At 34.7% G+C, this 24,207-nt stretch carries 19 protein-coding genes; 8 read left to right on the top strand and 11 right to left on the bottom strand.

The genetic code is table 11. The annotated features are described in order from the left end of the window. Positions 1-28 precede the first annotated feature (28 nt). Positions 29-946 (bottom strand): D-2-hydroxyacid dehydrogenase, encoded by a 918-nt coding sequence (locus tag VB798_RS12805; RefSeq protein ID WP_323258883.1) that lies wholly within the window; start codon positions 944-946, stop codon positions 29-31. A gap of 289 nt (positions 947-1,235) precedes the next feature. Between VB798_RS12805 and dnaK the strand changes: the two genes are divergently transcribed. The 5 genes from dnaK to VB798_RS12780 all read left to right on the top strand — a co-directional run bounded on the left by dnaK (position 1,236) and on the right by VB798_RS12780 (position 7,731). Further along, the gene (dnaK, locus tag VB798_RS12800) at positions 1,236-3,143 is read left to right on the top strand and encodes a molecular chaperone DnaK (protein WP_323258881.1); all 1,908 of its coding nucleotides are present in this window, start codon (positions 1,236-1,238) and stop codon (positions 3,141-3,143) included. Positions 3,144-3,329: 186 nt separating this feature from the next. After that, positions 3,330-4,106 (top strand): hypothetical protein, encoded by a 777-nt coding sequence (locus VB798_RS12795; RefSeq protein ID WP_323258879.1) that lies wholly within the window; start codon positions 3,330-3,332, stop codon positions 4,104-4,106. A 454-nt stretch (positions 4,107-4,560) separates the two neighbouring features. After that, positions 4,561-5,373: an RpnC/YadD family protein gene (locus tag VB798_RS12790; RefSeq protein WP_323258877.1), complete on the top strand. Its 813-nt coding sequence runs from the start codon at positions 4,561-4,563 to the stop codon at positions 5,371-5,373. Between the two features lie 619 nt (positions 5,374-5,992). Then, complete coding sequence (locus VB798_RS12785; protein WP_323258875.1) at positions 5,993-6,868, top strand: Rpn family recombination-promoting nuclease/putative transposase; 876 nt, start codon at positions 5,993-5,995, stop codon at positions 6,866-6,868. A 140-nt stretch (positions 6,869-7,008) separates the two neighbouring features. After that, positions 7,009-7,731, top strand: a complete 723-nt coding sequence (locus VB798_RS12780; RefSeq protein WP_323258873.1) for a DUF3667 domain-containing protein — start codon at positions 7,009-7,011, stop codon at positions 7,729-7,731. 71 nt (positions 7,732-7,802) lie between these two features. Here VB798_RS12780 and VB798_RS12775 read toward each other — a convergent pair whose 3' ends face one another. Then, positions 7,803-8,411, bottom strand: coding sequence for a porin family protein (locus VB798_RS12775; RefSeq protein WP_323258871.1), 609 nt, complete (start codon positions 8,409-8,411; stop codon positions 7,803-7,805). Positions 8,412-8,710: 299 nt separating this feature from the next. Between VB798_RS12775 and VB798_RS12770 the strand changes: the two genes are divergently transcribed. Next, a complete protein-coding gene (locus VB798_RS12770; RefSeq protein ID WP_323258869.1) occupies positions 8,711-9,145 on the top strand; it encodes a KTSC domain-containing protein in 435 nt (144 codons plus the stop codon). Between the two features lie 37 nt (positions 9,146-9,182). Here the strand turns inward: VB798_RS12770 and VB798_RS12765 are convergent, their stop codons facing one another. From VB798_RS12765 to leuC, 7 genes are all read right to left on the bottom strand, one after another. Next, positions 9,183-10,385 (bottom strand): DUF1501 domain-containing protein, encoded by a 1,203-nt coding sequence (locus VB798_RS12765; protein ID WP_323258866.1) that lies wholly within the window; start codon positions 10,383-10,385, stop codon positions 9,183-9,185. 27 nt (positions 10,386-10,412) lie between these two features. After that, positions 10,413-11,834 carry a DUF1800 domain-containing protein gene (locus VB798_RS12760; RefSeq protein WP_323258864.1) on the bottom strand — a complete coding sequence of 474 codons (1,422 nt, stop codon included), beginning with the start codon at positions 11,832-11,834 and terminating at the stop codon, positions 10,413-10,415. Between the two features lie 175 nt (positions 11,835-12,009). Continuing rightward, positions 12,010-13,071: a 3-isopropylmalate dehydrogenase gene (leuB, locus tag VB798_RS12755; RefSeq protein ID WP_323258862.1), complete on the bottom strand. Its 1,062-nt coding sequence runs from the start codon at positions 13,069-13,071 to the stop codon at positions 12,010-12,012. Between the two features lie 242 nt (positions 13,072-13,313). Further along, complete coding sequence (locus VB798_RS12750; protein ID WP_323258860.1) at positions 13,314-14,807, bottom strand: alpha-isopropylmalate synthase regulatory domain-containing protein; 1,494 nt, start codon at positions 14,805-14,807, stop codon at positions 13,314-13,316. A 201-nt stretch (positions 14,808-15,008) separates the two neighbouring features. Beyond that, complete coding sequence (gene leuD, locus VB798_RS12745) at positions 15,009-15,605, bottom strand: 3-isopropylmalate dehydratase small subunit (protein ID WP_323258859.1); 597 nt, start codon at positions 15,603-15,605, stop codon at positions 15,009-15,011. Positions 15,606-15,678: 73 nt separating this feature from the next. Continuing rightward, a complete protein-coding gene (locus VB798_RS12740) occupies positions 15,679-16,038 on the bottom strand; it encodes a four helix bundle protein (RefSeq protein ID WP_323258856.1) in 360 nt (119 codons plus the stop codon). 135 nt (positions 16,039-16,173) lie between these two features. Continuing rightward, positions 16,174-17,571: a 3-isopropylmalate dehydratase large subunit gene (gene leuC / locus VB798_RS12735; RefSeq protein ID WP_323258854.1), complete on the bottom strand. Its 1,398-nt coding sequence runs from the start codon at positions 17,569-17,571 to the stop codon at positions 16,174-16,176. A 307-nt stretch (positions 17,572-17,878) separates the two neighbouring features. Between leuC and VB798_RS12730 the strand changes: the two genes are divergently transcribed. After that, the gene (locus VB798_RS12730) at positions 17,879-20,104 is read left to right on the top strand and encodes a sodium-translocating pyrophosphatase (protein ID WP_323258852.1); all 2,226 of its coding nucleotides are present in this window, start codon (positions 17,879-17,881) and stop codon (positions 20,102-20,104) included. Positions 20,105-20,755: 651 nt separating this feature from the next. Here VB798_RS12730 and VB798_RS12725 read toward each other — a convergent pair. Beyond that, the gene (locus VB798_RS12725; RefSeq protein ID WP_323258850.1) at positions 20,756-21,490 is read right to left on the bottom strand and encodes a hypothetical protein; all 735 of its coding nucleotides are present in this window, start codon (positions 21,488-21,490) and stop codon (positions 20,756-20,758) included. Between the two features lie 1,503 nt (positions 21,491-22,993). Next, positions 22,994-23,626, bottom strand: a complete 633-nt coding sequence (locus VB798_RS12720) for a nitroreductase family protein (protein ID WP_323258848.1) — start codon at positions 23,624-23,626, stop codon at positions 22,994-22,996. A 104-nt stretch (positions 23,627-23,730) separates the two neighbouring features. Between VB798_RS12720 and VB798_RS12715 the strand changes: the two genes are divergently transcribed. After that, positions 23,731-24,087: a winged helix-turn-helix transcriptional regulator gene (locus VB798_RS12715; RefSeq protein WP_323258846.1), complete on the top strand. Its 357-nt coding sequence runs from the start codon at positions 23,731-23,733 to the stop codon at positions 24,085-24,087. Positions 24,088-24,207 lie beyond the last annotated feature (120 nt).

The following is a 24,207-nucleotide window of genomic DNA, read 5'->3' as shown; positions in this document are numbered from 1 at the left end:
ATTCGGGATGACTCTTGTTTATTTTTCATTAATACCCACGTGCTAAATTAGCAATATTTACCAAAGTTTCACCTTTCTCAAATCTTTCAAGGTTATCAATAAAAAACTTAATTTTATCAAGATTTTCCTCAGCCCAGCCTCCAGAAGTATGTTGTGTTAGCAAAACATTATGCATTTGCCAAAGTGGATGTTCAACAGGAATCGGTTCTTTTGCTGTTACATCTAAAACAGCTCCGTAAATTTGATTATTTTTCAATATTTCAATCAAAGCTTCTTCATCCACCGCCGAACCTCTTCCCACATTCACAAAAAGCGCAGACGGTTTTAGCATTTGTAATCTGGTTTTGCTCAGTAAGCCAATGGTTTCGGGCGTTTCGGGCAAAGTAGCTACTAAAATATCAGTTGTAGGCAAGTACGCATCCAAATTCACGACCGTTTTAGAATCCAACACGGTGGTTTCGCAATTAAAACCGACTAATAAATCCTTTACTTTTTGTCCGATAGCCCCAGCACCCAAAACCAGTACTTTGGCATTATTCAATAAATGTAAACTTGATCGCAAAGGAGTACCAATCCATTTAGCTTCGGTTTGAAGCTTGGATAAATATGCTACACCACGATACATTGCTAAAATCCCAGCTACAGCTGTTTCCGCTACAGATTGTCCAAAAAATCCTTTCAAATTCGTGATTTTAAAAGTATAATTTTCTAATTGTTGGTAAGGGTCAAGTCCAGCAGAATGTAATTGAAGCCATTGTAATTTACTAGTTTTTTGAGCCCAAGCCAAAGGCACATTTCCCAAACAAATGTCTGCACTTAGAAATTGTTCTTCTCTATTTTCTGGCAAAATTTCTTCTCCGATTAGTAATTCGTATTTTCCAGCTAATTGTTCTTTAATGACCAAAACTTCACTGGTTTCAAATTTGGTATGGATGTATATTTTCATGGTAAATCTCTTAAATATTATTGCTGTTTTAAATGGTATTTTGTCAGTTTTAAAAAATATTATCTGCTAGTATGACAATAAAAAAAGCAGTTCTGCCATTATGGCACAAAAAATCGCTAAAAAAACTACTGGCATTAAGATTGTTGAAAGTAAGGAAATCTCTATCTGTTGATGCAATGATTTTAAAGAATCAATACTTAAACAGAAGAACAAAAATAGGTAAACATTCTTGTAAGCCTCTTTATTGTAAAATTAAAAATCTTATTCATATACTTAATTAAAATTAAAAATGGGAAAAATTATCGGTATTGACTTAGGAACAACCAACTCTTGCGTAGCTGTAATGGAAGGTAACGAGCCAGTCGTAATCGCTAACTCAGAAGGTCGTCGTACTACACCTTCAATCGTTGCATTCTTAGATAATGGTAACGGTGAACGTAAAGTAGGTGACGCTGCCAAACGCCAGGCTATCACTAATCCTAAAAACACAGTTTCTTCTATCAAACGTTTCATGGGTAAACGTTATACAGAAGTAGGAAGCGAACTAAAAACAATTGCTTATACTGTTGAGCAAGGTTCAAACGATACTCCACGTGTTCGCATCGGCGACCGTCTTTATACGCCACAAGAAATTTCGGCTCAGATTTTAACAAAAATGAAACAAACTGCCGAAGATTATCTTGGACAGACTGTTACTGAAGCCGTTATTACTGTTCCAGCATATTTTAATGATGCAGAACGTCAGGCTACGAAAGAAGCTGGACAAATTGCAGGTTTAGAAGTAAAACGTATCATCAACGAACCTACTGCGGCAGCTTTAGCTTACGGTCTTGACAAAGGCGGTAAAGATATGAAAATCGCTGTATTCGACTTAGGTGGTGGTACTTTCGATATTTCAGTGTTAGAATTGGGTGATGGCGTATTTGAAGTAAAGTCAACTGACGGTGATACTCACTTAGGTGGTGACGACTTCGACCAAGTAATCATCGAATGGTTAGCAAACGAATTTAAAAACGACGAAGGTGTTGATTTGCGTAAAGATGCAATGGCTCTTCAACGTTTGAAAGAAGCTGCTGAAAAAGCAAAAGTAGAATTATCTTCAAGTGCTTCTACAGAAATCAACTTGCCATATATCTTCCCTGTGGACGGTATGCCTAAACACTTAGTACGTACTTTATCTCGTGCTAAATTTGAGCAATTGGCAGATTCATTAATTCAAAGAATGCTTGAGCCTTGTAAACGTGCGATGAAAAATTCGGGCTTTACAAATTCAGATATCAACGAAGTTATCTTGGTAGGTGGTTCAACTCGTATTCCAAGAGTAGTAGAAGAAGTAGAGAAATTCTTCGGAAGAAAACCTTCAAAAGGTGTTAACCCTGACGAAGCTGTAGCAATCGGTGCGGCTGTTCAAGGTGGTGTTTTAACTGGTGAAGTAAAAGACGTATTATTATTAGACGTTATTCCTTTATCGTTAGGTATCGAAACAATGGGTGGAGTTTTCACTAAATTAATCGAAGCTAACACTACAATCCCTACGAAGAAATCTGAAACATTCTCGACTGCTTCAGACAACCAACCTTCAGTAGAATTGAACGTATTGCAAGGTGAGCGTCCATTAGCAACTCAAAACCGTTCATTAGGACGTTTCCACTTAGATGGTATTCCACCAGCACCACGTGGCGTTCCTCAAGTAGAAGTAACTTTTGATATTGATGCTAACGGTATCCTTCATGTATCTGCAAAAGATAAAGGAACAGGAAAAGAAAGCAATATCCGTATCGAAGCTTCAAGCGGTTTGACAGATGCTGAAATCGAAAAAATGCGTCAAGAAGCGAAAGCTAACGAAGCAGAAGATAAAGCTGAACGTGAAAAAATCGAAAAAATTAACCAGGCTGATTCATTGATTTTCCAAACAGAAAAACAATTGAAAGAGTACGGTGAGAAATTATCAGCAGGTAACAAATCAGCGATTGAAGGTGCTTTAGAAGAATTAAGAACAGCACACGCTTCACGTGATGCAGCTTCTATTGATTCTGCACTTGAAAAATTGAACAACGCTTGGGCAGCAGCTTCGCAAGAAATGTATGCACAAGGAAGCCCAGAAGGAGCTCAACCAACAGGAGATGCAGGACAACAAACTGCTGATTCAGGCTCTTCTTCACAAGCAGAAGATGTTCCTTTTGAGGAAGTGAAGTAAGTAGTCGGCTATCGGCTTTCAGTCTTCGGCTGAGAAATATATTATAAGTGTTATAAAATCTCCTTTTAGGAATTCTTTCAATTCGTTGAAAGGAGATTTTGTAGCACTTTTTTTTGAAATACTCTTTTAAATTTGTCTTTCAAAAACACAACATTAAAAGCAAATAAATTAATAATATACCGACAAATGAATGACTTTGAAAATGTAGATTATCAAATAGAACTTAATCAAAAAAGATTAGATGAAGAATATTCACGTTACAATCAGATTATATCTCGGATAGGATACATTATGCTTTTCTACACAGTTTATGCAGCATATTTAATTCAATTAATTCAATATTTAATTAGTGTATCATCCATAATAAGTTGGTATTCATTTTTTTTTCTTTCATTCATTCTTTCATTGGCGTTATCAATCTATAATTCAATTAAACTATTGATACCTGTAGAAATTGCATATAATGAGATGCCCAAAATTTTTTATACAGTATTAAGAGAAGATTACATAAGACAAGGAATTGCTGAAAACGAGGTAAACTTATATTTAAAGGAATCTTACAAGATTCAATTAGAAAAAAGTGTTGAACACAATTTTACGGTAAACAATAAAAAAAGTAACCATAATTATCGATCCATAATTTACTGTTTGTTTGGATTATTTCCTTACATTATATGTATTGCATTCAAAATTTCTTCAGATAAAGATCCAATACAAAAAGTTGAACTAGTTAAAAGTATAATTACTGATTCTTTAATAAAACAACAAAATTTAATAAAGTTAAAAATGGCAAATGAACAACCAAATCAAAATGCCCCAACTAACCAACCTCCGAGGAATGAGCCTGCAAAGGTTGACCCATCAAAGGTTATAGTTAGGCAACCGGTAATGATTAAGGAAAATACTAATTTACCCACAAATAAAGGTAATAGTAATCATCTTCCTAAAGGAACTAAAAAATAGCTTACCTATTTGTGATATTCCTAAAAAAATCACCAACTAGCACAAGTGTCAAACAAGCGTCACTTGTGCTAAACTTTAATTCAGTTTGAAACTAAACAAACGAACGAGCCTCTGAGGAAAAATAAAATAGCTCTGCGGAAAAATATTTTTGGATTGTGTAAAATGCAAAGCCTTCTGAGGAAAATGTAAATGGCTTTGCGGAAGATTATTTTTGAATTGTGTAAGATTAAATTTGAATTGCGGAAAAGTAAAATAGCTCTGCGGAAAAATATTTTTAGATTGTGTAAAATATAAAGCCTTCTGAGGAAAATGTAAATGGTTTTGAACTTTAATTTAGCCTAAAACAGCATTTGGTAAACGGCTAATTTATTAAAAATCACCAATCTCCCATTTTACCTTTTCCATCAGGTAGAATGGGAAATTTTTATTGCGATTTATTGAAATATTGTTAGTTTTGAATATGGAAAAGAATTCTACAAAACAAGAAGGTAATCAGTACGATAAAATCGTAAAGGAGAATATTGAGAGCATCATACCTGCTTTGATGAATAGTGTTTTGGGTTTTAAGGTTAGTAAAGCAGAAGTGATAAAAGAAAAGCTTCAACAAACAAAAGAAAAAGAAGCAGATGCGTTAAGGATTGTAACTGACCCTAATGGTCAGAGGTTTATATTACATCTTGAATTTCAAGTAGATGATTATGCAAAAATAATTTATAGAATGATTGATTATTGGGGTTTACTCAAATATAAATATCATTTACCTGTAAGACAATATGTGATTTTTATTGGAAGTAGCAAACCTAAAATGCAATCTATTTTGTCAGAAGATGGGAATTATTTTGAATTTAAAATGATTAATATTACTGAATTTGACTATAAACGCTTTTTAGTTTCAAATAATCCAGAAGAAATAATTTTAGCTGTTTTAAGTAATTTTGGTGAAGAAAAACCTGAAAATGCTTTAAACGAAATAATTCATAGACTTGAAGAAACCACTTCAGAACAAAGAACTTTTCAAAAGTATTTACGACAATTGCGAGTGTTATCTAAACTTCGTAAATTAGACCTAAAATTTGACGACATGATACAGAACATAGCCAAATATATTGATGCAGAAAACGATTATCTTGTCATCAATACCAAAAAGGAAATAGTTGAGAATCTTTTACGAGAAAGTGGTCTGTCAGTTGACAAAATTGCAAAAATGGCAAAAGTCACTTTAGACTTTGTAAAGAACATTCAACAAAAACTCAATTCTGAAAAGTAATTTTTACAAATAAAATACAATCTCCCATTTTACCAAACCAATATGGCAAGATGGGAGATTTTTATTGCCTATTTTTCTCTATTTTTGAGTAAATCAAATAGATAAGTAAATCGCACAAACTAAAAAACACTAGGTTAATATGAAGAATGAACATTTACACCATTCTAATCCCTAACTGGCGCAAGTGTTAGTAAAGCGTCACTTGTGCTAAACTTTAATTCAGTTTGAAACTGAATTAAACAAACGTCCAAGACACAGTCTTGAACGAGCTTCTGAGGAAAAATAAAATAGCGCTGCGGAAAAATATTTATGGATTGTGTTAAATGTAAAGCCTTCTGTGGAAAATGTAAATGGCTCTGTGGAAGATTATTTTTGAATTGTGTAAGATTAAATTTGAATTGCGGAAAAGTAAAATAGCTCTGCGAAAAAATATTTTTAGATTGTGTAAAATATAAAACCTTCTGAGGAAAATGTAAATGGTTTTGAAGATTAATTAGCCTAAAAAAGGACAAGGAAAATGCCTAATTTAAACTCTCATTTTACTACTTTGGCATGGTAAAATGAGAGTTTTTTGTTTATTGACATTTGAAAAGATTCCAAAATATTTTAGCTTTACTTTATGAATACATTATACACTGACGACCAAATATTTATTCCAATCATTTCTGATTATGGTTTCAAAGCCACTTTTGGAAATGAAACGAATACGCTTTTTTTACGAAAAGCCTTACAAGCACTCATCAAAACAGAAACGCCTATTAAAGAAGTAAAATTTGATAAAAATACTTTCGAAGGGCTAACTCAAGATAGCAGAAGCGGTGTTTATGATTTAGCTTGTACAGATGAAAATGATAATCATTTTATTGTAGAAATGCAATATGGTGAAGAGCCATATTTTGTCCAACGGATGAAATTTTACTCTTTGCACAAATTCAATGCAATGGTAAAAAAAGGTAAATTTGATTATGGTACACTAACTAAGATTTACTGCGTAGCTATTTTAGCGAATACAATTTTACCTTACAAGCAATATCACACACTTGCCAATCTTAGAAATGAGCAGGGTGAACTTTTTGATAAGCAGATGACGTTTGTTACAGTAGAATTGAATAAATTTGAACTGCAAGAATTTGATTGTCAAACAGATTTAGAAAAACTGATTTATACGATGAAAACCATACATACTGTTACTCAACCAATACAGTTTCCACAGTTTTGGAACGAAGAATGGCTAAAAGTTGCCATAGATGAATTAGATAGTCGTAAAATGACACCAGATGAAAGAGCTTCATTTGAGATATTAGTGGCTCGAAATGCTGAGGCTGTGAAAGCTGAAAATAAAAAGATAAAAGATGCAATTGTAAATAATAAGATAGAAACTATTAGAAAAATGCTTATCAGAGGAAAATTAAGTATTGAAGAAATTGCAGAAGATAATGCAGTCACTTTAGACTTTGTAAAGAACATTCAACAAAAACTCAATTCCGAAAAGTAATTTTTTAAATAAATCACAAATCTCCCATTTTACCATATCAATATGGCAAGATGGGAGATTTTTTATTGCCTATTTTTCTCTATTTTTGAGTAAATCAAATAGATAAGTAAATCGCACAAACTAAAAAACTCTAGGTTAATATGAAGAATGAACATTTACACCATGCTAATCAAGCTAATAATACCAACAACGAACAAGAAATTTTATTAGAAAGAGTCGATAAAAAATATGCTGTAGAGGAGTTTCTAAATCTGATTGGCTATGAACGAGGTTTGTTGTTTACTGTTCGTGAATTGTTGCTTCGTCCCGGTAAAATGATTCACCATTTTTTGAATACTGATAGAAATGCTTGCACCAAGCCTGTCACTTTTTTGATTCTTTGTTCGGTAGTTTATAGTTTGATTACGAGCTATTTAGAAGTTGATGTACTCAGTGAAGAACAACTGAAAAAACAGTATGGTGCTTCTGGAGTAAATAATATAATGCTTTGGGTACAGAATAATTATGGATATGCCAATATTTTAATGTTAATTTTTATAGCATTCTGGACGAAGGTTTTTTTCAAAAAGTATTCCTATAATATTTACGAAATCGGTGTTTTGTTGTGTTTTATCATGGGTGAAGGTATGTTATGGTTTTCGGTGCATCCAATTATTGCCAAATTTATCAATAATACTATTTTAGATACACTCCTTTACATTGCTATATTATTATATGTTGCTTGGGCTATTGGGCAGTTTTTTGGTGGAGGTTTCAAAAATTACTTCAAAGCACTTATTGCCTATTTGTTGGGCTTTGTCTCATTTGAAATCGTAGCGATACTAATAGGCGTGGCGATGGATTTAATTGCTAAAAAATCATAATTACAGAAAATAAAAAATCCCATTTTACTCAATCAAAAGTAAAATGGGATTTTTTATTATATCACTGTAAACTAAATACTTCCAATCGGGAAGCTTACTCCTACATTGATACCAATATTTCTGTTCATACTATTGCTAGTCGTTGATTTAGTAGCGTCTGTCAAACCTAAGCCGTAACGAGCATCTACATTCAACCAAATTTTTTCAGCTAAAGCATAATTAAACCCAGCTCCTACCGTTACACCCAAATCTGTACTTGAATAAAATTGTCCGTTAGGATTCAAATCAATCCCATTTTTATCTTTCGCATTCATCAAAAAATCTACATGAGGTCCTGCGAATAATTTTGGACGGAAAGAACCTACTGTATTGTTGCCATTGAAATAATAAGTAAACAAAACAGGTACTTGTATGTAATTTAAGTTGATAGAATTATCAGTGTTTTTGAGTTTCGCACCCAATTCACTATATAATACCTGTACACCTACACCAAACCAATTCTTACTACTATAGTTAAAAAATACTCCTGTGGCTAAACCTGTTTTCGTAGAAGTATTTGAGTTGGAAGATAAATTAGAAAAATTTACACCAGCCGAAGGACCGAAAGATAAATTTTGAGCTTTTGATAAGCTAGCAACTAATAAAATAGCTACGATGAATAAACCTGATTTCTTGTTCATAAATTAAAGAATAATTTTTATTGTAATTGATTACGATTTGATTCTTCAAAATATCATTCCATTCTTTAAAACTTGTTTTTTGTTGAGTAAAAGACATAGAAATTCGAAATTTTTCCTCAAATTTCCCCAAAGTGTATGCTCATTTTATCTGTTACGACTAGTTCATTTTTTGATTATCTCGCAGATTGATAGACAAGTAAAGCAACAGATTGAATTTTAATCCTTAATTTTGCACCCGAATAATATTTTGCAAAGTATTAACAGGTGTTTAATACGGTTATTCACATTTTGACAAATTCATGAAAAAAATCAATTCTTATAGAACTTTATTTGGTGCAACAAAAACAACTGAGCTTTCCGAATTAAAAAAAACATATAGAAATTTAATCAAAGAGTGGCATCCTGATAAAATTCAAGACAATGAGGAGCTTCAAGCTCAGGCAGCTATTAAAAGTAAAGTAATCATCGAAGCTTATAATCTTTTGGTGGCTATTGCACCTGAAACGCAAGCGGCTAATTTGGAAGAATATACTCGTATCACTACGACTTCAATCATTGAAGATTTTGATTATAAAGATGAAACGTTGAAAATCATTTTTCAAGATAATGTGGTGTATGAGTACTTTGGTGTACCTAAAAATACTTATGTGAAATTGGTAAATGCTCCGTCTTTGCCAAGATTTGCCAAAAGACATATTTATCATTCGTTTACGTATAGAAATGTAAGTAAATAATATTACTTGGGGAGTTTGTAGCTCCCCAAGTAACATTTTAAACAAAACCTAAAGTATCAAAACGTTTGCCGAGCACTAGTTCGTCATTTACTCCCAACCAATTTCGTAAAAGTGTAGCATAAATTTTACGAAAATCTACAGAATATTTTAAATCTCCTTCATCTAAATCAGTCAGATTAGGGGCTTCATTTAATACTTTATCAGATTTTAATTTTCCTCCCATCAAAAACACATTGTTGGCTGTTCCGTGGTCTGTTCCTCCGCTGGCATTTTGTTTTACTCTTCTTCCGAATTCAGAGAAAGTCATCAGCAAAACATCATCTAACTTATTATTTTGTTTCAGTTCATTCAAAAATACATCCATAGTTTCAGCATAATTACGCAACAAACGTTCTTGCTGACCAACTTGGTTAACGTGTGTGTCAAAACCAGAAATACTGACATAATACACATTGGTTGGCATTCCTGAAAGTATCAATTCCGAAATAGTTTTTAGTCTTTGTCCTAATTCTCCATTCGGGAAACTCGCTTTTGATTGATAAACTTTTGATTTTGTATGTAAGTATTCTGCCGAAGAAGCTGTTTCTGCCAAGGTTTTATAAAGATAACTTACATTATCGGAATGCTCTGATGGTTGAGATTTCGCAATTTTGGAGATGAAATCACCATGAACTTGTCGATATAACTTTTCAGGTTCTAATACCGAAAGTGCTTTAAGCTTCTCTCCTTTCATGGCTAAACTTAAAGTATCGTCAATTTCCAAAGCTTTATAAGAAGCACAATTTCCTGAACAATTAGCATCTAAATAACGCCCCAACCAACCCGTTTGTAAGTATTGCTCTGCATTAGAAGCCGTCTGCCAAATATCCATTGAACGAAAATGAGAACGGTCTGGATTTGGATAGCCAACGTTATTGATAATACGCATAAAACCGTTGTCGTACCAAGAACGCAATTTTTCTAAAGCAGGATTTAAGCCAATTTCATCATTCAAATTCAGTACTTTATCTCGGCTGATAGCAATTGTCGGACGTTCACGGTAATAAATATCATTTCTAAAAGGAATTACAGTATTGAGTCCGTCATTTCCACCAGACAATTGGATAATGACTAATATTTTATCAGAAGTACCATTTATGCCTAAATGTTGTTGTTCAAAGGCTTTCAAGAAATTCGGAATCATTAAGCCACCAGCGGTTGCCAATGCCGAACGTTTGATAAATTCTCTACGATTAACCATCTTGTTTTGAGTTGTTAGGATGAATATTTAACACAATTGATATTCAGGAAGCATCATTAAAGCTAAAACCATTTTTTTGATGGCTTCTGGCTGACTTTCCTTTTCCATTTTGGCTATAAATCCTTTCTTTAGTTCTTGGCTGATAGCAACTTGTAAAAAATACTCTTCTAATTCATCCAGTAATTCTTTACGATTTTCTTGGGTAAACTGTTTTGAAAATACTTCCCAATTCATGCTTGTTTCAAGGGTATTTTTCTTTCCTTTTTTGGTTTGAAAATCCGTATTGACATCGCCGTCGGATTTGGCTACCGTTCTAACAATTGTATTATTAAAAGCCAAATAAGGCAATTGCATCCTGAAAAGTAAACTAGAACTATCAATCCAATTTTTTCCGCCAGCCCATCCTGCCACATTGGGCGGATATAAAATTACTTGTCCTAATACTCTTTGAATAAATAATAAAGATTGTTTTTCAACAAAATAAGAGCCAGTACTTCTTTGTAAGCCGACCAACAATTCTACGGGAGATTTGATATGTGAACCGATATTTTTGGCATCATAAAACCAAGAACTCGTGAAGATTGTCTCCATTAAATAAGCAATATCATAATCGCTTTTGTAGAAATGCTCAGATAATTCTTCAATGATTTTAGCATCAATTTGTTCGTTGACGAAGTTTTTATAGATTTTGGTAACGATAAAATTAGCAGTTTCTTTTTTGGCTAAAATCATTTTAATAATGTCCTCTCCATCAAATTTTCCCGTTTTTCCAAGAAATTCCTTTGTTTCAAAATCATGTTGACGAGTATTAAAAAAGAAGCCATTTTCTCGTCTATCAAATTCCCAACCTGTAAAAGCTCTTGCGGCTTCTTTTACATCATGTTCAGTATAATTCCCACGTCCTAATGTAAATAATTCCATTACTTCACGAGCAAAGTTTTCGTTTGGACTACGTTTTTTATTTTGCTGATTATTCAAGAACTGTAACATGGCTGGCTCTTTGGAAACTGCCATCAATAAATCCCCAAATTTCCCCAAAGAGTATTGACGAATGGTATTTAAGTAGTGTTGTGCAAAAAGAGGATTGCGAGTTCTACAAGCAAAATGACCATGCCAGAAAAGAGTCATTTTTTCACGCAAAACAGCTTTCGATTGAACCATTTTATCAATCCAAGCGATATTGAGTGCACCTTCCTCCTCTTTAATCATTTTATTCAATTGCTTTCTACGCTCTTCTGTCGTCAGAAGAGTATCTTTTTTCATCGCTTGTAGCTCCGAATAAATATCCGTTTTATCGACAATATCAATCGGCTCAAAATTCTCTGAGTCTTTCAATAATTGCTTAACATTTTTCTTGATTGACTGTCGGCTGTACTGGTTAATGATTTCAGGCTTTTCGCTAAAGCCCGCTCGCCATAGAAGATGTTGGATGAGTTTTTCCTTAGCCATAATTTTGTCGAGTTTAAAATTTAATGACTCTTAGAGTATAGAACGTGCGGAAAGGTTTAATTATTAAAATTATAATCAATATTATTTAATTTATATTCTTGTAAGAAAAACCTCTAAAAACAAAAATCCGCTCTTTTGAAGCGGATTCTGTTTCAATAAATTATGCAAAATATTTTTATGCAATCTGTGCAGCTAACCAGTCACCTACTTCTGAAGTAGAGAATGCTTTTCCGCCATCAGCAATATCAACTGTAACAACGCCTTCCGCTAATGATTTGTTAACGATGTCTTTAATTTCGTTAGCTTCGTCCATCAATTTGAAAGCATATTCAAACATCATGGCTGCTGAAAGTACTGTTCCAAGTGGGTTAGCAATGTTTTTGCCAGCCGCTTGTGGGTAACTTCCGTGGATTGGTTCAAATACAGAAGTATGTAAACCAATAGAAGCTGAAGGCATTAAGCCCATTGAACCAGAAATTACTGAAGCTTCGTCTGTTAAAATATCACCGAACATATTTTCAGTAACCATTACATCGAAACCTTCTGGCCATTGGATAATACGCATGGCAGCTGCATCTACGAATAAGTATTCAGTTTCTACTTCTGGATATTCTTTTTCGATTCCTTGCGCTACTTCTCTCCAAAGTCTTGAGGTTTCTAATACGTTTGCTTTGTCAACGATACATACTTTTTTACGACGCTTCATTGCGTATTCGTAAGCTAAGCGAACAATTCTGTCAACTTCTGGTTTCGTATATTCGCATACATCCCAAGCTTTGTCACGTGTTTCGTTTCTGCCTTTATCGCCGAAATAAATACCGCCAGTTAATTCACGAATACAAACGAAGTCTGCATTTTCGATTAATTCTCTTCTTAATGGAGATTTGTGCAATAATGAAGGGAATACTAAAGTAGGACGAATATTGGCATACAATCCCAATTTCTTACGCATTGCTAATAAACCTTGTTCTGGACGAACTTTTGCAGAAGGGTCATTATCAAAACGTGGATGACCAATTGCACCAAACAAAACTGCATCAGCTTGCATACAAACTTCGTGCGTTTTGTCTGGATATGGATTTCCAGTAGCATCAATCGCTACAGCACCTGTTAAAGCGTGAGTAAGATTGATTTCGTGGTTATATTTTTTACCAATTGCATTAACTACTTTTAATGCTTGTTCAATTACTTCTGGACCGATACCGTCACCGGCTAAAACTGCAATATTTAATTTCATTTATTTTTTTTATTTAGACTTTGAGACAGAAGACACAAGATTCAAGACTTTAGGATTCTGGACTTTAGTACTCAAGGGTTTTTTGTTATTAGATTTTAAGATAGATTCAAGATACAAGAAGCAAGATTCAAGACTTGAGAATTTTTGACTTTTAAGACTTTAGTTTTTTTGTAAATCAGATAACTCAGTGAGTAATCACTAAATCACAATTCACTAAATTTTAAAAAATCACTAATTCAAAACTAAATCAGGTTTAGCATTTTTTGTGTTGCTTTAATCGCTGAAACGGTTTGGTCTGAATCTAGTCCTCTGGTTTTAAATTCTTTTCCTTTATGTTCCCAAGTAATGATGGTTTCACAAAGTGCATCTGTATTTCCTCCTGGTGGAATCCTTACAGCATAATCGGTCAACATCGGAAGCAATACTTCTTTTTTAAGATATACTTTTTTCAAAGCATTCATAAAAGCATCGTACTGACCATCTCCCTGTGCATTCTCTTCAAAAATATGACCATCAACTTTCACTCTTAAAGTAGCCGATGGACGAAGGTTTTTAGAGTGAGTCAAAACATAATTGATTACTTCTACTTTCTCTTCAACGATATTGGTATCAATTACATCAGAGATAATATATGGTAAATCTTCCTGAGTAACGACTTCTTTACGGTCACCCAATTCAATAATTCTTTGAGTTACTCGCTTTAAATCAGTTTGCGATAATTTAATACCTAATTTTTGAAGATTCTTCTCAATATTAGCTTTTCCCGAAGTTTTACCCAAAGCATATTTACGTTCTCTGCCAAAACGTTCTGGCATTAAATCGTTAAAATATAAATTGTTTTTATTATCTCCATCAGCATGAATACCTGCGGTTTGTGTAAAAACGTTTTCACCAACTACAGGTTTATTCGCTGGAATTCTAAACCCAGAAAATGTTTCAACCAGTTTACTTACAGAGTAAAGCGAAGCTTCAACAACAGAGGTTTCTACTTCTGGCATAAAGTCTTTCAAGACAGCAATAGTACTTGCCAAAGGTGCATTTCCTGCTCTTTCACCCATACCATTTACCGTTAAATGAAGTCCATGAACGCCAGCACGAACACCTTCCATCACGTTAGCGATACTTAAATCATAATCGTTATGCGCATGAAAATCAAAATGTTGATTTGGATAACGCTGAACAATCTGAGATAAAAAGTCGAAACATTCACGAGGCGTTAATACCCCCAAAGTATCAGGTAAAAGTACTCGTTTGATAGGTTGCGTAGTCAAGAAATCCAAAAACTGAAACACATAATCAGGCGAATTACGCATACCATTACTCCAGTCTTCTAAATAGACATTACATTGAATATCTTTAGAACGAGCCAGTGCAATTACCTCAGCAATTTCTGAAAAATGTTGTTCAGCAGTTTTCTTGAGTTGATGCGTTAAATGATTCATCGAACCTTTTGTAAGAAGATTCATCACTTTTGCACCCGCTTCAATCATCCAATTCACCGAGGTTTCGCCATCAACAAAAGTTAATACTTCGATTTTATCAATCAATCCGTTTTCGCTTGCCCAAGCAGTAATTTTTTTTACTGCCTGAAATTCACCGTCGGATACTCTTGCAGAAGCTACTTCCAAACGATCAACTTTTACTTCTTTTAATAATAATTGAGCGATTGCTAATTTCTCAGTAGCCGAAAAAGACACTCCACTGGTTTGTTCACCATCACGGAGTGTCGTATCCATTATTTCTATGTGTCGCATATACTTTTTGCTATTTGCTGCTTTCGGCTATCGGATTTCGGTTATCAGACTTCGGCTATCAGATTTTAGACTATCAGTCATCGAATTTATAGAAGTTTTTAATTTTTATAAATCGAAAGCTGAAATCCTAAATCCGAGTGCAAAAGTCCAATAACCGATGACCGATAGCTGAAAGCCAATAGCTTAATAAATACTTTTACTAGCAAAACCACCTATTTCTTCTTTCATCGCTTGAAGATAATCAATATCATCAAAGCCATTTAGTAGGTTGTTTTTCTTATAACCATTGATTGCAAAGCTTTCTTGTTCGCCAGTTGCAACAATAGTAATTGTTTGTGCTGGTAAATCTACTTCTACTTCAGCTGCAGGATTTGCTTCGATTGCCAAGAAGATTTTATCCAAAAATGCTGGACTTACTTGTACTGGAAGAATACCCACATTAATAGCATTTCCTTTGAAAATATCAGCAAAGAAGCTAGATACGACACAACGGAAACCATAATCGTAAATTGCCCAAGCAGCGTGCTCACGGCTTGAACCACTTCCGAAGTTATGTCCACCTACAAGGATTTTTCCTGTATAAGTTGGGTTGTTTAATACGAAATCTTGTTTCGGTGAACCGTCGGTATTATAACGCCAATCACGGAATAAGTTATCACCAAAGCCTTCACGTTTAGTAGCTTTTAAGAAACGTGCAGGGATAATTTGGTCTGTATCAACGTTCTCAATTGGCATTGGAACGGCCGTTGATTTTAATATAGTGAATTTATCGTATGCCATTGTGTTAGAGCTCTCAGCTTTCGGATTTCGGACTTCGGCTTTTTAAAATATTTTACCTTAATACGAAATGGCTTTAGCTTCCAGCGTTTAATTTTATAATCAAATGATATAATTGTTTTTTGATAGCAATAATTTCTGTTGAGATTGTTAAAAACATATCGCTTGAAAGATAATCTAAGTCTTTTGACAAAATCATTAAATATTCAAGTTCTGAAGCAGAACCAAATGAAATATTCAAATATCTCGCAAAATCTTTATCTCCAATTTTTCCGCATCCCTCTGCAATATTTGTTGGAATGGATGCAACAGCTCTCCTTATTTGAGAAGTAATTCCATATTTCTCTTCATTAGGAAATGTTTTTGTTTGGGAATAAAGTAATAATGTCAAGTGGTGACTTTGCTCCCAAACTCTCAATTTTCTGAAATCTCTCATAGGACATAAATCGTTTGCTTTCGTTGAAGGTTTCGATAGTAATTTTTGTAATACTAAAATAATTGATTTTAAATCTATTATTACTTTACTTAGACTTAAATTAAAACCGAAATCCGATAGCCGACGACCGAAATCCTACAACAACTCTCTCGGATCTGTAACAACCCCAGTAACCGCCGCAGCAGCAGCAACTAATGGACTTGCCAATAATGTACGAGAGCCTGGGCCTTGACGACCTTCAAAGTTTCTGTTTGAAGTACTTACCGCATATTTCCCAGCTGGAATTTTATCATCATTCATTGCTAAACAAGCTGAACAACCTGGCTGACGCAATAAGAAACCTGCTTCTGTAAGAATGTCATAAATACCTTCTTCACGAATTTGTGCCTCCACAATGTGTGAACCCGGAACAATCCAAGCAGTAACATTATCAGCTTTCTTGCGTCCTTTTACGATAGAAGCAAAAGCACGGAAATCTTCGATACGTCCGTTTGTACAACTTCCGATGAAAACATAATCTACTTTCTTGCCAAGCATACTTTCTTGCTCGCCAAAACCCATGTAGTTCAACGATTTATCATAAGTAGCTTTTCCTCCTTCTACAGATTCAGCCGTTGGAATATTTTTAGAGATACCAATACCCATACCCGGGTTTGTACCATAAGTAATCATTGGTTCAATATCAGCTGCATCAAAAGTATATTCTTTATCAAATACGGCATCTGCATCAGTTTTCAATGTTTTCCAATAAGCTAATGCTTTATCCCAAGCTTCGCCTTTTGGACTTTGTTCACGACCTTCAAGATAATCGAAAGTAGTTTGGTCTGGAGCAATCATACCTCCACGAGCACCCATTTCGATACTCATGTTACAAACCGTCATACGACCTTCCATTGACATATTTTCAAATACATCACCTGCATATTCTACAAAATAACCAGTTGCACCAGCAGTAGTTAATTTAGAGATGATATATAAAGTAACGTCTTTTGGCGTAACACCTTTGCCAAGTGGACCATTTACGTTTACACGCATTTTCTTTGGCTTAGGTTGCATAATACACTGAGATGAAAGTACCATTTCAACCTCAGAAGTACCAATACCGAAAGCAATTGCACCAAAAGCACCATGCGTAGAAGTATGTGAGTCACCACAAACGATTGTCATACCCGGAAGAGTGATACCATTTTCTGGTCCAACTACGTGTACAATACCGTTTTTAGGATTATTCAAACCCCAGTGAGAAATACCATATTTCGCAGTATTCGTTTCTAAGGCTTTCAACTGATTAGCAGAAAGTGGGTCAGCTACTGGAAGGTGTTGATTGATCGTAGGAGTATTATGGTCTGCCGTAGCAAAAGTACGATTCGAGAACATCACCCCGATACCTCTTGTTTCTAAGCCTAAGAAAGCAACTGGACTGGTAACTTCATGAATAAAATGACGGTCAATGAAGAATACATCAGGGCCGTCTTCGATTTTACGAACAACGTGGGCATCCCATACTTTGTCGAATAATGTTGTTGGTTGCATATTGTTTTTAATAATTAAATTTCTATGATACAAATTTGAGAAGAATTGAAGACAAAGTATTAACGAATTAAGTTCAAAAAATGCCGTTTTTAGTTCAATGTTAATTATTGGTCGTAAAAAAGCATCTTAGATTCTTTCAAAGACCGAAATTAATTAGAATTAAGCATTATTTAATTGTTACATTGATATTTATAGTCCAATTTTTTCTTGAAATAGTTTTTTTATAAGAAACTTAAAAATGTATATTTGTAACAGTAGCTATGAATTTTAATCATTAATTTTAATCTAAAACCCTTCAATTACCATTATGAATGACATTATTTACTTAGTACCTGCCTTCGGAATAGTAGGATTACTCTACACTGCATGGCGTTTTAGTTGGGTTTCTAAACAACCTGCAGGAAATGCCGAAATGCAAAAGCTCTCTGGATACATAGCAGATGGTGCCATTGCATTCCTAAAAGCTGAATGGAAAGTATTAGCATACTTTGCCATCCCAACTGCCTTATTATTATTCTGGTTGGGCTCAGATACAGGCACACCAGAACACCCTATTCATTCTTCTCCATTAATTGCTGTATCTTTTTTAATTGGTGCTTTACTATCGGCAACGGCTGGTTACATCGGAATGAAAATTGCTACCAAAGCAAACGTTCGTACTGCCGAAGCAGCTCGTACTTCGCTTTCTAAAGCACTTGATGTTTCCTTTACTGGTGGTTCTGTAATGGGTATGGGCGTAGCTGGTTTAGCTATTTTAGGACTTGGTGGCTTATTTATTGCCTTTTATAATATCTTCGCACAGGGTCAAGCACTTACTTCTGATGAAATGAAAACTGCAATCGAAGTTCTTGCAGGTTTCTCTTTGGGTGCTGAATCTATTGCGCTTTTTGCCAGAGTAGGTGGTGGTATTTATACCAAAGCAGCCGATGTCGGTGCAGATTTAGTAGGTAAAGTAGAAGCTGGAATCCCAGAAGATGATGTGCGTAACCCTGCTACTATTGCCGACAACGTGGGTGATAACGTAGGCGACGTGGCTGGTATGGGTGCTGATTTATTTGGTTCGTATGTGGCAACGATTTTAGCAACAATGGTACTCGGACAAGAAATTGAAGTAAGTGATAATTACGGAGGCTTCTCTCCTGTTTTATTACCGATGCTTATTGCGGGCGTTGGTTTACTGGCTTCTTTGGTTTCAACTTTCTTTGTGAAGATTAAAAGTGAAACTTCTTCTGTTCAAAATGCTTTAAACTTGGGTAACTGGGTTTCTATCATCATTACTTTTATTACTTCGTATTTCTTGGTAAAAAATATCTTGCCTGAAAACCTAAATCTTCGTGGTTTTGAATTTACTGCTAATGGTGTATTCTTAGCTATTGTGGTTGGCTTAGTGGTTGGTGCATTGATGTCGATGATTACTGAATATTATACTGCTATGGGCAAACGTCCTGTTTTGTCTATCATCGAAAAATCTGGTACTGGACACGCTACCAACATCATTGGTGGTTTAGCGGTCGGGATGGAATCAACAGTATTGCCAATTTTAGTCTTAGCAGCAGGGATTATTCTTTCTTACAAATTCGCTGGACTTTACGGAGTATCAATTGCTGCCGCTGGGATGATGGCTACAACGGCTATGCAGTTGGCTATTGATGCTTTTGGACCTATTGCTGATAATGCGGGAGGTATTGCCGAAATGTCGCAATTGCCTCCAGAAGTTCGTGAGCGTACTGATAATTTAGATGCTGTAGGTAATACTACTGCGGCAACGGGTAAAGGTTTTGCAATTGCCTCTGCGGCTCTTACTTCATTGGCATTGTTTGCCGCATTTGTGGGTATTGCGGGCATCAAAGCCATTGATATTTATAAAGCCGATGTATTAGCAGGTTTGTTTGTGGGTGGTATGATTCCATTTATCTTTAGTGCCTTATGTATTTCGGCTGTTGGAAAAGCAGCGATGGAAATGGTGAATGAAGTTCGTCGTCAGTTCCGTGAAATTCCGGGTATTATGGAATATAAGGCTGAACCAGAATATGAAAAATGCGTTGCTATTTCTACCGAAGCATCTATCAAGCAAATGATTTTGCCGGGAGCTATTGCATTAATCACTCCAGTTATCGTTGGCTTCACAATGGGTCCAGAAGTACTGGGTGGTTTATTAGCAGGTGTTACTGTTTCGGGTGTTTTGATGGGTATTTTCCAATCTAACGCTGGTGGTGCTTGGGATAATGCTAAAAAGTCTTTTGAAAAAGGTGTTTTAATTGGTGGTGAAATGTATTATAAAAAATCAGAACCACATAAAGCTTCTGTAACAGGTGATACCGTGGGTGATCCATTCAAAGATACTTCTGGACCATCAATGAATATCTTGATAAAGCTAATGTCTATCGTTTCATTAGTAATTGCACCATACATTGCGGTTCATACTACCGATGTTGGGGCAAAACTAGAAAAACAGATTATCCCAATTGTAAAAACGATTAAGAATATTCCTGTTGATGCGAAGATTACAGTGGTTACGAAGCGTGTTGAATAGAATCTTTATATTTGTTTTAAACTATATGTAATTATTATTTTGAATAATGGCTCATATAATAGGCTAAAAACCTCACCCCCAACCCCCTCTCCTGTCGAGAGGGGGCTTTTTTTGTCTAATATTTATCAGTTAGCATCTAATCTTTTTCTAAAAAGATATAGTTTCACAAACAATAAATTAAATATTTGATAATCAATTATTAAACCCAACAAACAGCTCCCCTTCTCTACAGGAGAAGGGGCTGGGGGATGAGGTTATACGGCTGATAACATCAATGCAGTTGTCTATCCCGTCAATGCAGGAGCTAATAGTATAAATGCAGTCGCTTATCCCGTCAGTGCAGGAGCTAATAGTATAAATGCAGTTGTCTATCCCGTCAATGCAGGAACGAATAGTATAAATGCAGTCGCTTATCCCGTCAGTGAAGGAGCTAATAGTATAAATGCAGTCGCTTATCCCGTCAGTGCAGGAGCTAATAGTATAAACGCAGTCGCTTATCCCGTCAGTGCAGGAGCTAATAGTATAAATGCAGTCGCTCATCCCGTCAGTGCAGGAGCTAATAGTATAAACACAAAAAGGAAGATAAAAAAATAGCCAATGTCATGTAACAAGTATCATGGCATTGGCTATTTATATAAAGCTAATAGTAGATTATACAATGCGTTTAAATAGAATCCCTTTAACCTTCCCATACTCCATACTACCTGTTCCAAAAGTCACTTTGATATAAGTCTTAACATCCAAAGCAATATCTACTAAACCAGTCTTAGGAGCATACAACAAAGTATTTCTATTACCACGAGCAATGTCCAAAGGCGTATGACTATTAATCACCGCATTATTGGCATTGTTCAAATCAGTCGCCAAAGCCTTTAAAGTAGTAACTTTCAAATCGGTTTCGTTAGGATTATACGCTGAATGAAAAGACAACAAAGAAATCAATGCGTTCAAATGCTCTATCATATAATCAAAACTCTGTTGCGAAGAAGAATTCGTTTTGGGCGTAGTTAATACACCATCTACCATCACAGGCACAGGCTTTGCCGAAGCTCTTTGACCTTGAATTTTACGATTAATCCCTTTTGCATCTTCAACAACGGCATCCTCCACATCACAAATCGAAAAAGCCCCACAAACTTTAGTGCTTAAAGGACGTAAATCAGCAAACAATTTCTTTCGGTGATTCACCGCATCATCATGTTCGGTAGTTAAATCATGAATAACAAGCATGATACTTTTAGCCTCCGCCAATAAAGCTTGCAATTGACCAAGCTTCAAAGCATCTCTGGAAGGATTATAAGCCTCCCCAAAATTAGAACAATAAGAAATAAGGTTTTGGAAGTTTGCAATGTTAACAGCATTGCCTGTGTCTTGTAGTGTTGACATGATTTTATTGTTTAGGTTTGAAAAAACTATTGAGTAAATATCTTATAATTGCCCATTAGCACAAGCAATTAATAAGTTGTTGAACTTATATCAGTGGTGTATCAGCCTGAACAACAGACTGTTGATTTTGAATGTTAGGTAATTAAAATTAATAAAGAAATTTTAAAAAAATACAACTTTGCTCAAGAAAATTTTATTGGGTATATGGTAGGCTGACTTTGCAAAATCAGGATTTAGTAAATCTATTTTAAGACACCTTGATTTGGTGTTCGTTATATTTTTTTCAATAGGATTGGGTTTAAACCCAATCCTATTGAAAAAAATATATTTCCCAGAACAAACAAAAGGCTCAAAAGGATTAATGTTTTTCCAATTGAAACAACCCTAAAAGTAAAATCAAAATCCCGAAGGGATGAAAGGATTATAGAATAGGAAAATGCAAAAACAAAAACCCTGAAAGGGTGATACAATGGGTTAGCCTTGTATCACCCTTTCAGGGTTTTGGGAATAATATTATGCTCTTTGCTATAATTCTGACATCCCTTCGGGATTGGAGTTTTTTTTATCCTTTTTCTCAACAAGATTGGGGTAAAACCCGATCCTATTGAAAATGAAATTATTTCCCAGAATAAATGAAAAGGCTACAAAAGATTAATTAAAAAGTGTTAATGTTTTATCAATAGAAACAATCCTAAAAGTAAAATCAAAATCCCGAAGGGATGAAAGGATTATAAAATAAGAAAATTACAAAAAAACTAAAACCCTGAAAGGGTGATACAAGGCTAACCCATTGTATCACCCTTTCAGGGTTTTGGGAATAATATTATGCTCTTCGCTATAATTCTGACATCCCTTCGGGATTAATAGATTTCTCAAAAATGACTCATTCCATTATGCGAAAGCAATCTTACGAAATTCTACTGTTTGAGCGAAGCGAGTTTAGGAATTCTTGATTTTCTTTTGCGGCCGCCGCTGCGGTTACTTTTCTTGTATCAAGAAAAGAAAAGTAAGGTCTGTCAGAGGGTAGTTATTGTTTTTAAAGGAAAAAGCAGAGAAGAAATAAAACACTTTCAACAAATAAACCATCAATTTATATGACCCCTACAGGGTCGAATAGTTCTTGTGTTTTTTTATGGCTATAAATATTTCATCCCTTCGGGATTGGATTCTTTCTTTAATTAAGTTTAAATCCAATTGAAAATGAATCTATTGCCCAAAACAAACGAAAAGACTCTAAAGAGTTAATGTTTTATTAATTGAAACAATCCTAAAAGTAAAATCAAAATCCCGAAGGGATGAAAGGATGATAGAATAGGAAAAATGCAAAAACAAAAACCCTGAAAGGGTGATACAATGAGTTAGCCTTGTATCACCCTTTCAGGGTTTTGGGAATAATATTATGCTCTTCGCTATAATTCTGACATCCCTTCGGGATTAATAAATTGCAAAAAAAAAGCTTTGTCAACTTTCAAAAGTTGACAAAGCTAAATATCAATCCATCACTTATTTAATCTCAGTCACAAAAGCTTCTTTCGGTGTTCTTACTTTTTTAAGATTCAATAACCAATCATTGGCTTCATCACGGTATCCTAATGGTAAAATCACTACACTTTTTAAACCTAATGCTTCTAAACCCAATAATTTATCTAATTCCGCAGGAACAAATCCTTCCATTGGTGTAGTATCTACTTTCTGCTCTGCCGCAGCAGCAATTGCCAAACCGAATGCAATGTATGCTTGTTTTGCTGCATGAGTAGCGTGCCATTCTTTACCAAGTGGCTCATACATTCCCCATAACATTTTTTTATAATCATCCATTTTATCAGTAGGCAAACCTCTTTCTGCTACTGTTCTGGCAAATACTTTCTCGATTTTTTCTAATGAATAACCATCCCAAGCAGCAAAAACCAATAGATGTGAAGCATCAGTAATCTGACTTTGATTGAAAGCAATCGCTTGTATTTTTTCTAATAGTGCTTTATCACTAATCACAAAGATTTCGTAAGGTTGTAATCCAGATGAAGATGGCGCTAACCTTGCTGCTTCAATGATATAATCTACTTTTTCTTGAGGAACAACATTCCCGTTCATTTTCTTCGTTGCATAACGCCACTCTAAAGCTTTTAATAATTCCATTTTGGTTTTTCCTTAAAATTTATGTTGTATTACTTAATCTACAACATGAACATTTGTAACTTTGTTACCAAAAGTAACGTGACAAAAAAGTAACTAAATGACAAATGATGGAAATTGCTGAAAGACCAACGAAGAAAGAATGTGCTAAAACCATTATGGCAATACATGATGTAATGGATATATTAAGCGGAAAATGGAAGGTATCTATTATCGCTTGTTTGTGTTATCAGAAAAGAAGATATACTGATTTATTAAAAGAAATCAATGGAATTTCGGGGAAAGTACTAAGTAGAGAATTGAAAGATTTGGAGATGAATCAATTGATTACAAGGACAGTACAAAATACTCAACCAATTACTGTTGAATATGAAATTACAGAATACGGTGCAACATTAAGACAAGTGACAGATGTAATTGCCGATTGGGGTATTGAACATCGTAAGAGGATAATTGGTGGATAGCTTACTTGGCTTTTAGCTCTTTCATATTAAAGATTCAAGCACTTATGTAATTGTAAGTGAACGTATATTTATTTCCTCTAAAAACCTTTATTTTTGTAACATATAAACCGCCTTATTTTC

Origin of the sequence: Arcicella lustrica (assembly GCF_034930985.1) — a bacterium.
Classification (GTDB): domain Bacteria; phylum Bacteroidota; class Bacteroidia; order Cytophagales; family Spirosomataceae; genus Arcicella; species Arcicella lustrica.
This window is presented reverse-complemented; position numbering and strand designations above follow the sequence as displayed.

Excerpts from the sequence above, each read along its gene's own strand:
- VB798_RS12765 (WP_323258866.1), bottom strand. The coding sequence starts at position 10,385 with ATGGTTAATCGTAGAGAATTTATCAAACGTTCGGCATTGGCAACCGCT.
- VB798_RS12775 (WP_323258871.1), bottom strand. The coding sequence starts at position 8,411 with ATGAACAAGAAATCAGGTTTATTCATCGTAGCTATTTTATTAGTTGCT.
- leuC (WP_323258854.1), bottom strand. The coding sequence starts at position 17,571 with ATGCAACCAACAACATTATTCGACAAAGTATGGGATGCCCACGTTGTT.
- VB798_RS12725 (WP_323258850.1), bottom strand. The coding sequence starts at position 21,490 with ATGTCAACACTACAAGACACAGGCAATGCTGTTAACATTGCAAACTTC.
- VB798_RS12715 (WP_323258846.1), top strand. The coding sequence starts at position 23,731 with ATGATGGAAATTGCTGAAAGACCAACGAAGAAAGAATGTGCTAAAACC.
- VB798_RS12795 (WP_323258879.1), top strand. The coding sequence starts at position 3,330 with ATGAATGACTTTGAAAATGTAGATTATCAAATAGAACTTAATCAAAAA.
- VB798_RS12730 (WP_323258852.1), top strand. The coding sequence starts at position 17,879 with ATGAATGACATTATTTACTTAGTACCTGCCTTCGGAATAGTAGGATTA.
- VB798_RS12760 (WP_323258864.1), bottom strand. The coding sequence starts at position 11,834 with ATGGCTAAGGAAAAACTCATCCAACATCTTCTATGGCGAGCGGGCTTT.
- VB798_RS12740 (WP_323258856.1), bottom strand. The coding sequence starts at position 16,038 with ATGAGAGATTTCAGAAAATTGAGAGTTTGGGAGCAAAGTCACCACTTG.
- VB798_RS12770 (WP_323258869.1), top strand. The coding sequence starts at position 8,711 with ATGAAAAAAATCAATTCTTATAGAACTTTATTTGGTGCAACAAAAACA.
- VB798_RS12805 (WP_323258883.1), bottom strand. The coding sequence starts at position 946 with ATGAAAATATACATCCATACCAAATTTGAAACCAGTGAAGTTTTGGTC.
- dnaK (WP_323258881.1), top strand. The coding sequence starts at position 1,236 with ATGGGAAAAATTATCGGTATTGACTTAGGAACAACCAACTCTTGCGTA.
- VB798_RS12785 (WP_323258875.1), top strand. The coding sequence starts at position 5,993 with ATGAATACATTATACACTGACGACCAAATATTTATTCCAATCATTTCT.
- VB798_RS12750 (WP_323258860.1), bottom strand. The coding sequence starts at position 14,807 with ATGGATACGACACTCCGTGATGGTGAACAAACCAGTGGAGTGTCTTTT.
- VB798_RS12780 (WP_323258873.1), top strand. The coding sequence starts at position 7,009 with ATGAAGAATGAACATTTACACCATGCTAATCAAGCTAATAATACCAAC.
- leuD (WP_323258859.1), bottom strand. The coding sequence starts at position 15,605 with ATGGCATACGATAAATTCACTATATTAAAATCAACGGCCGTTCCAATG.
- leuB (WP_323258862.1), bottom strand. The coding sequence starts at position 13,071 with ATGAAATTAAATATTGCAGTTTTAGCCGGTGACGGTATCGGTCCAGAA.
- VB798_RS12720 (WP_323258848.1), bottom strand. The coding sequence starts at position 23,626 with ATGGAATTATTAAAAGCTTTAGAGTGGCGTTATGCAACGAAGAAAATG.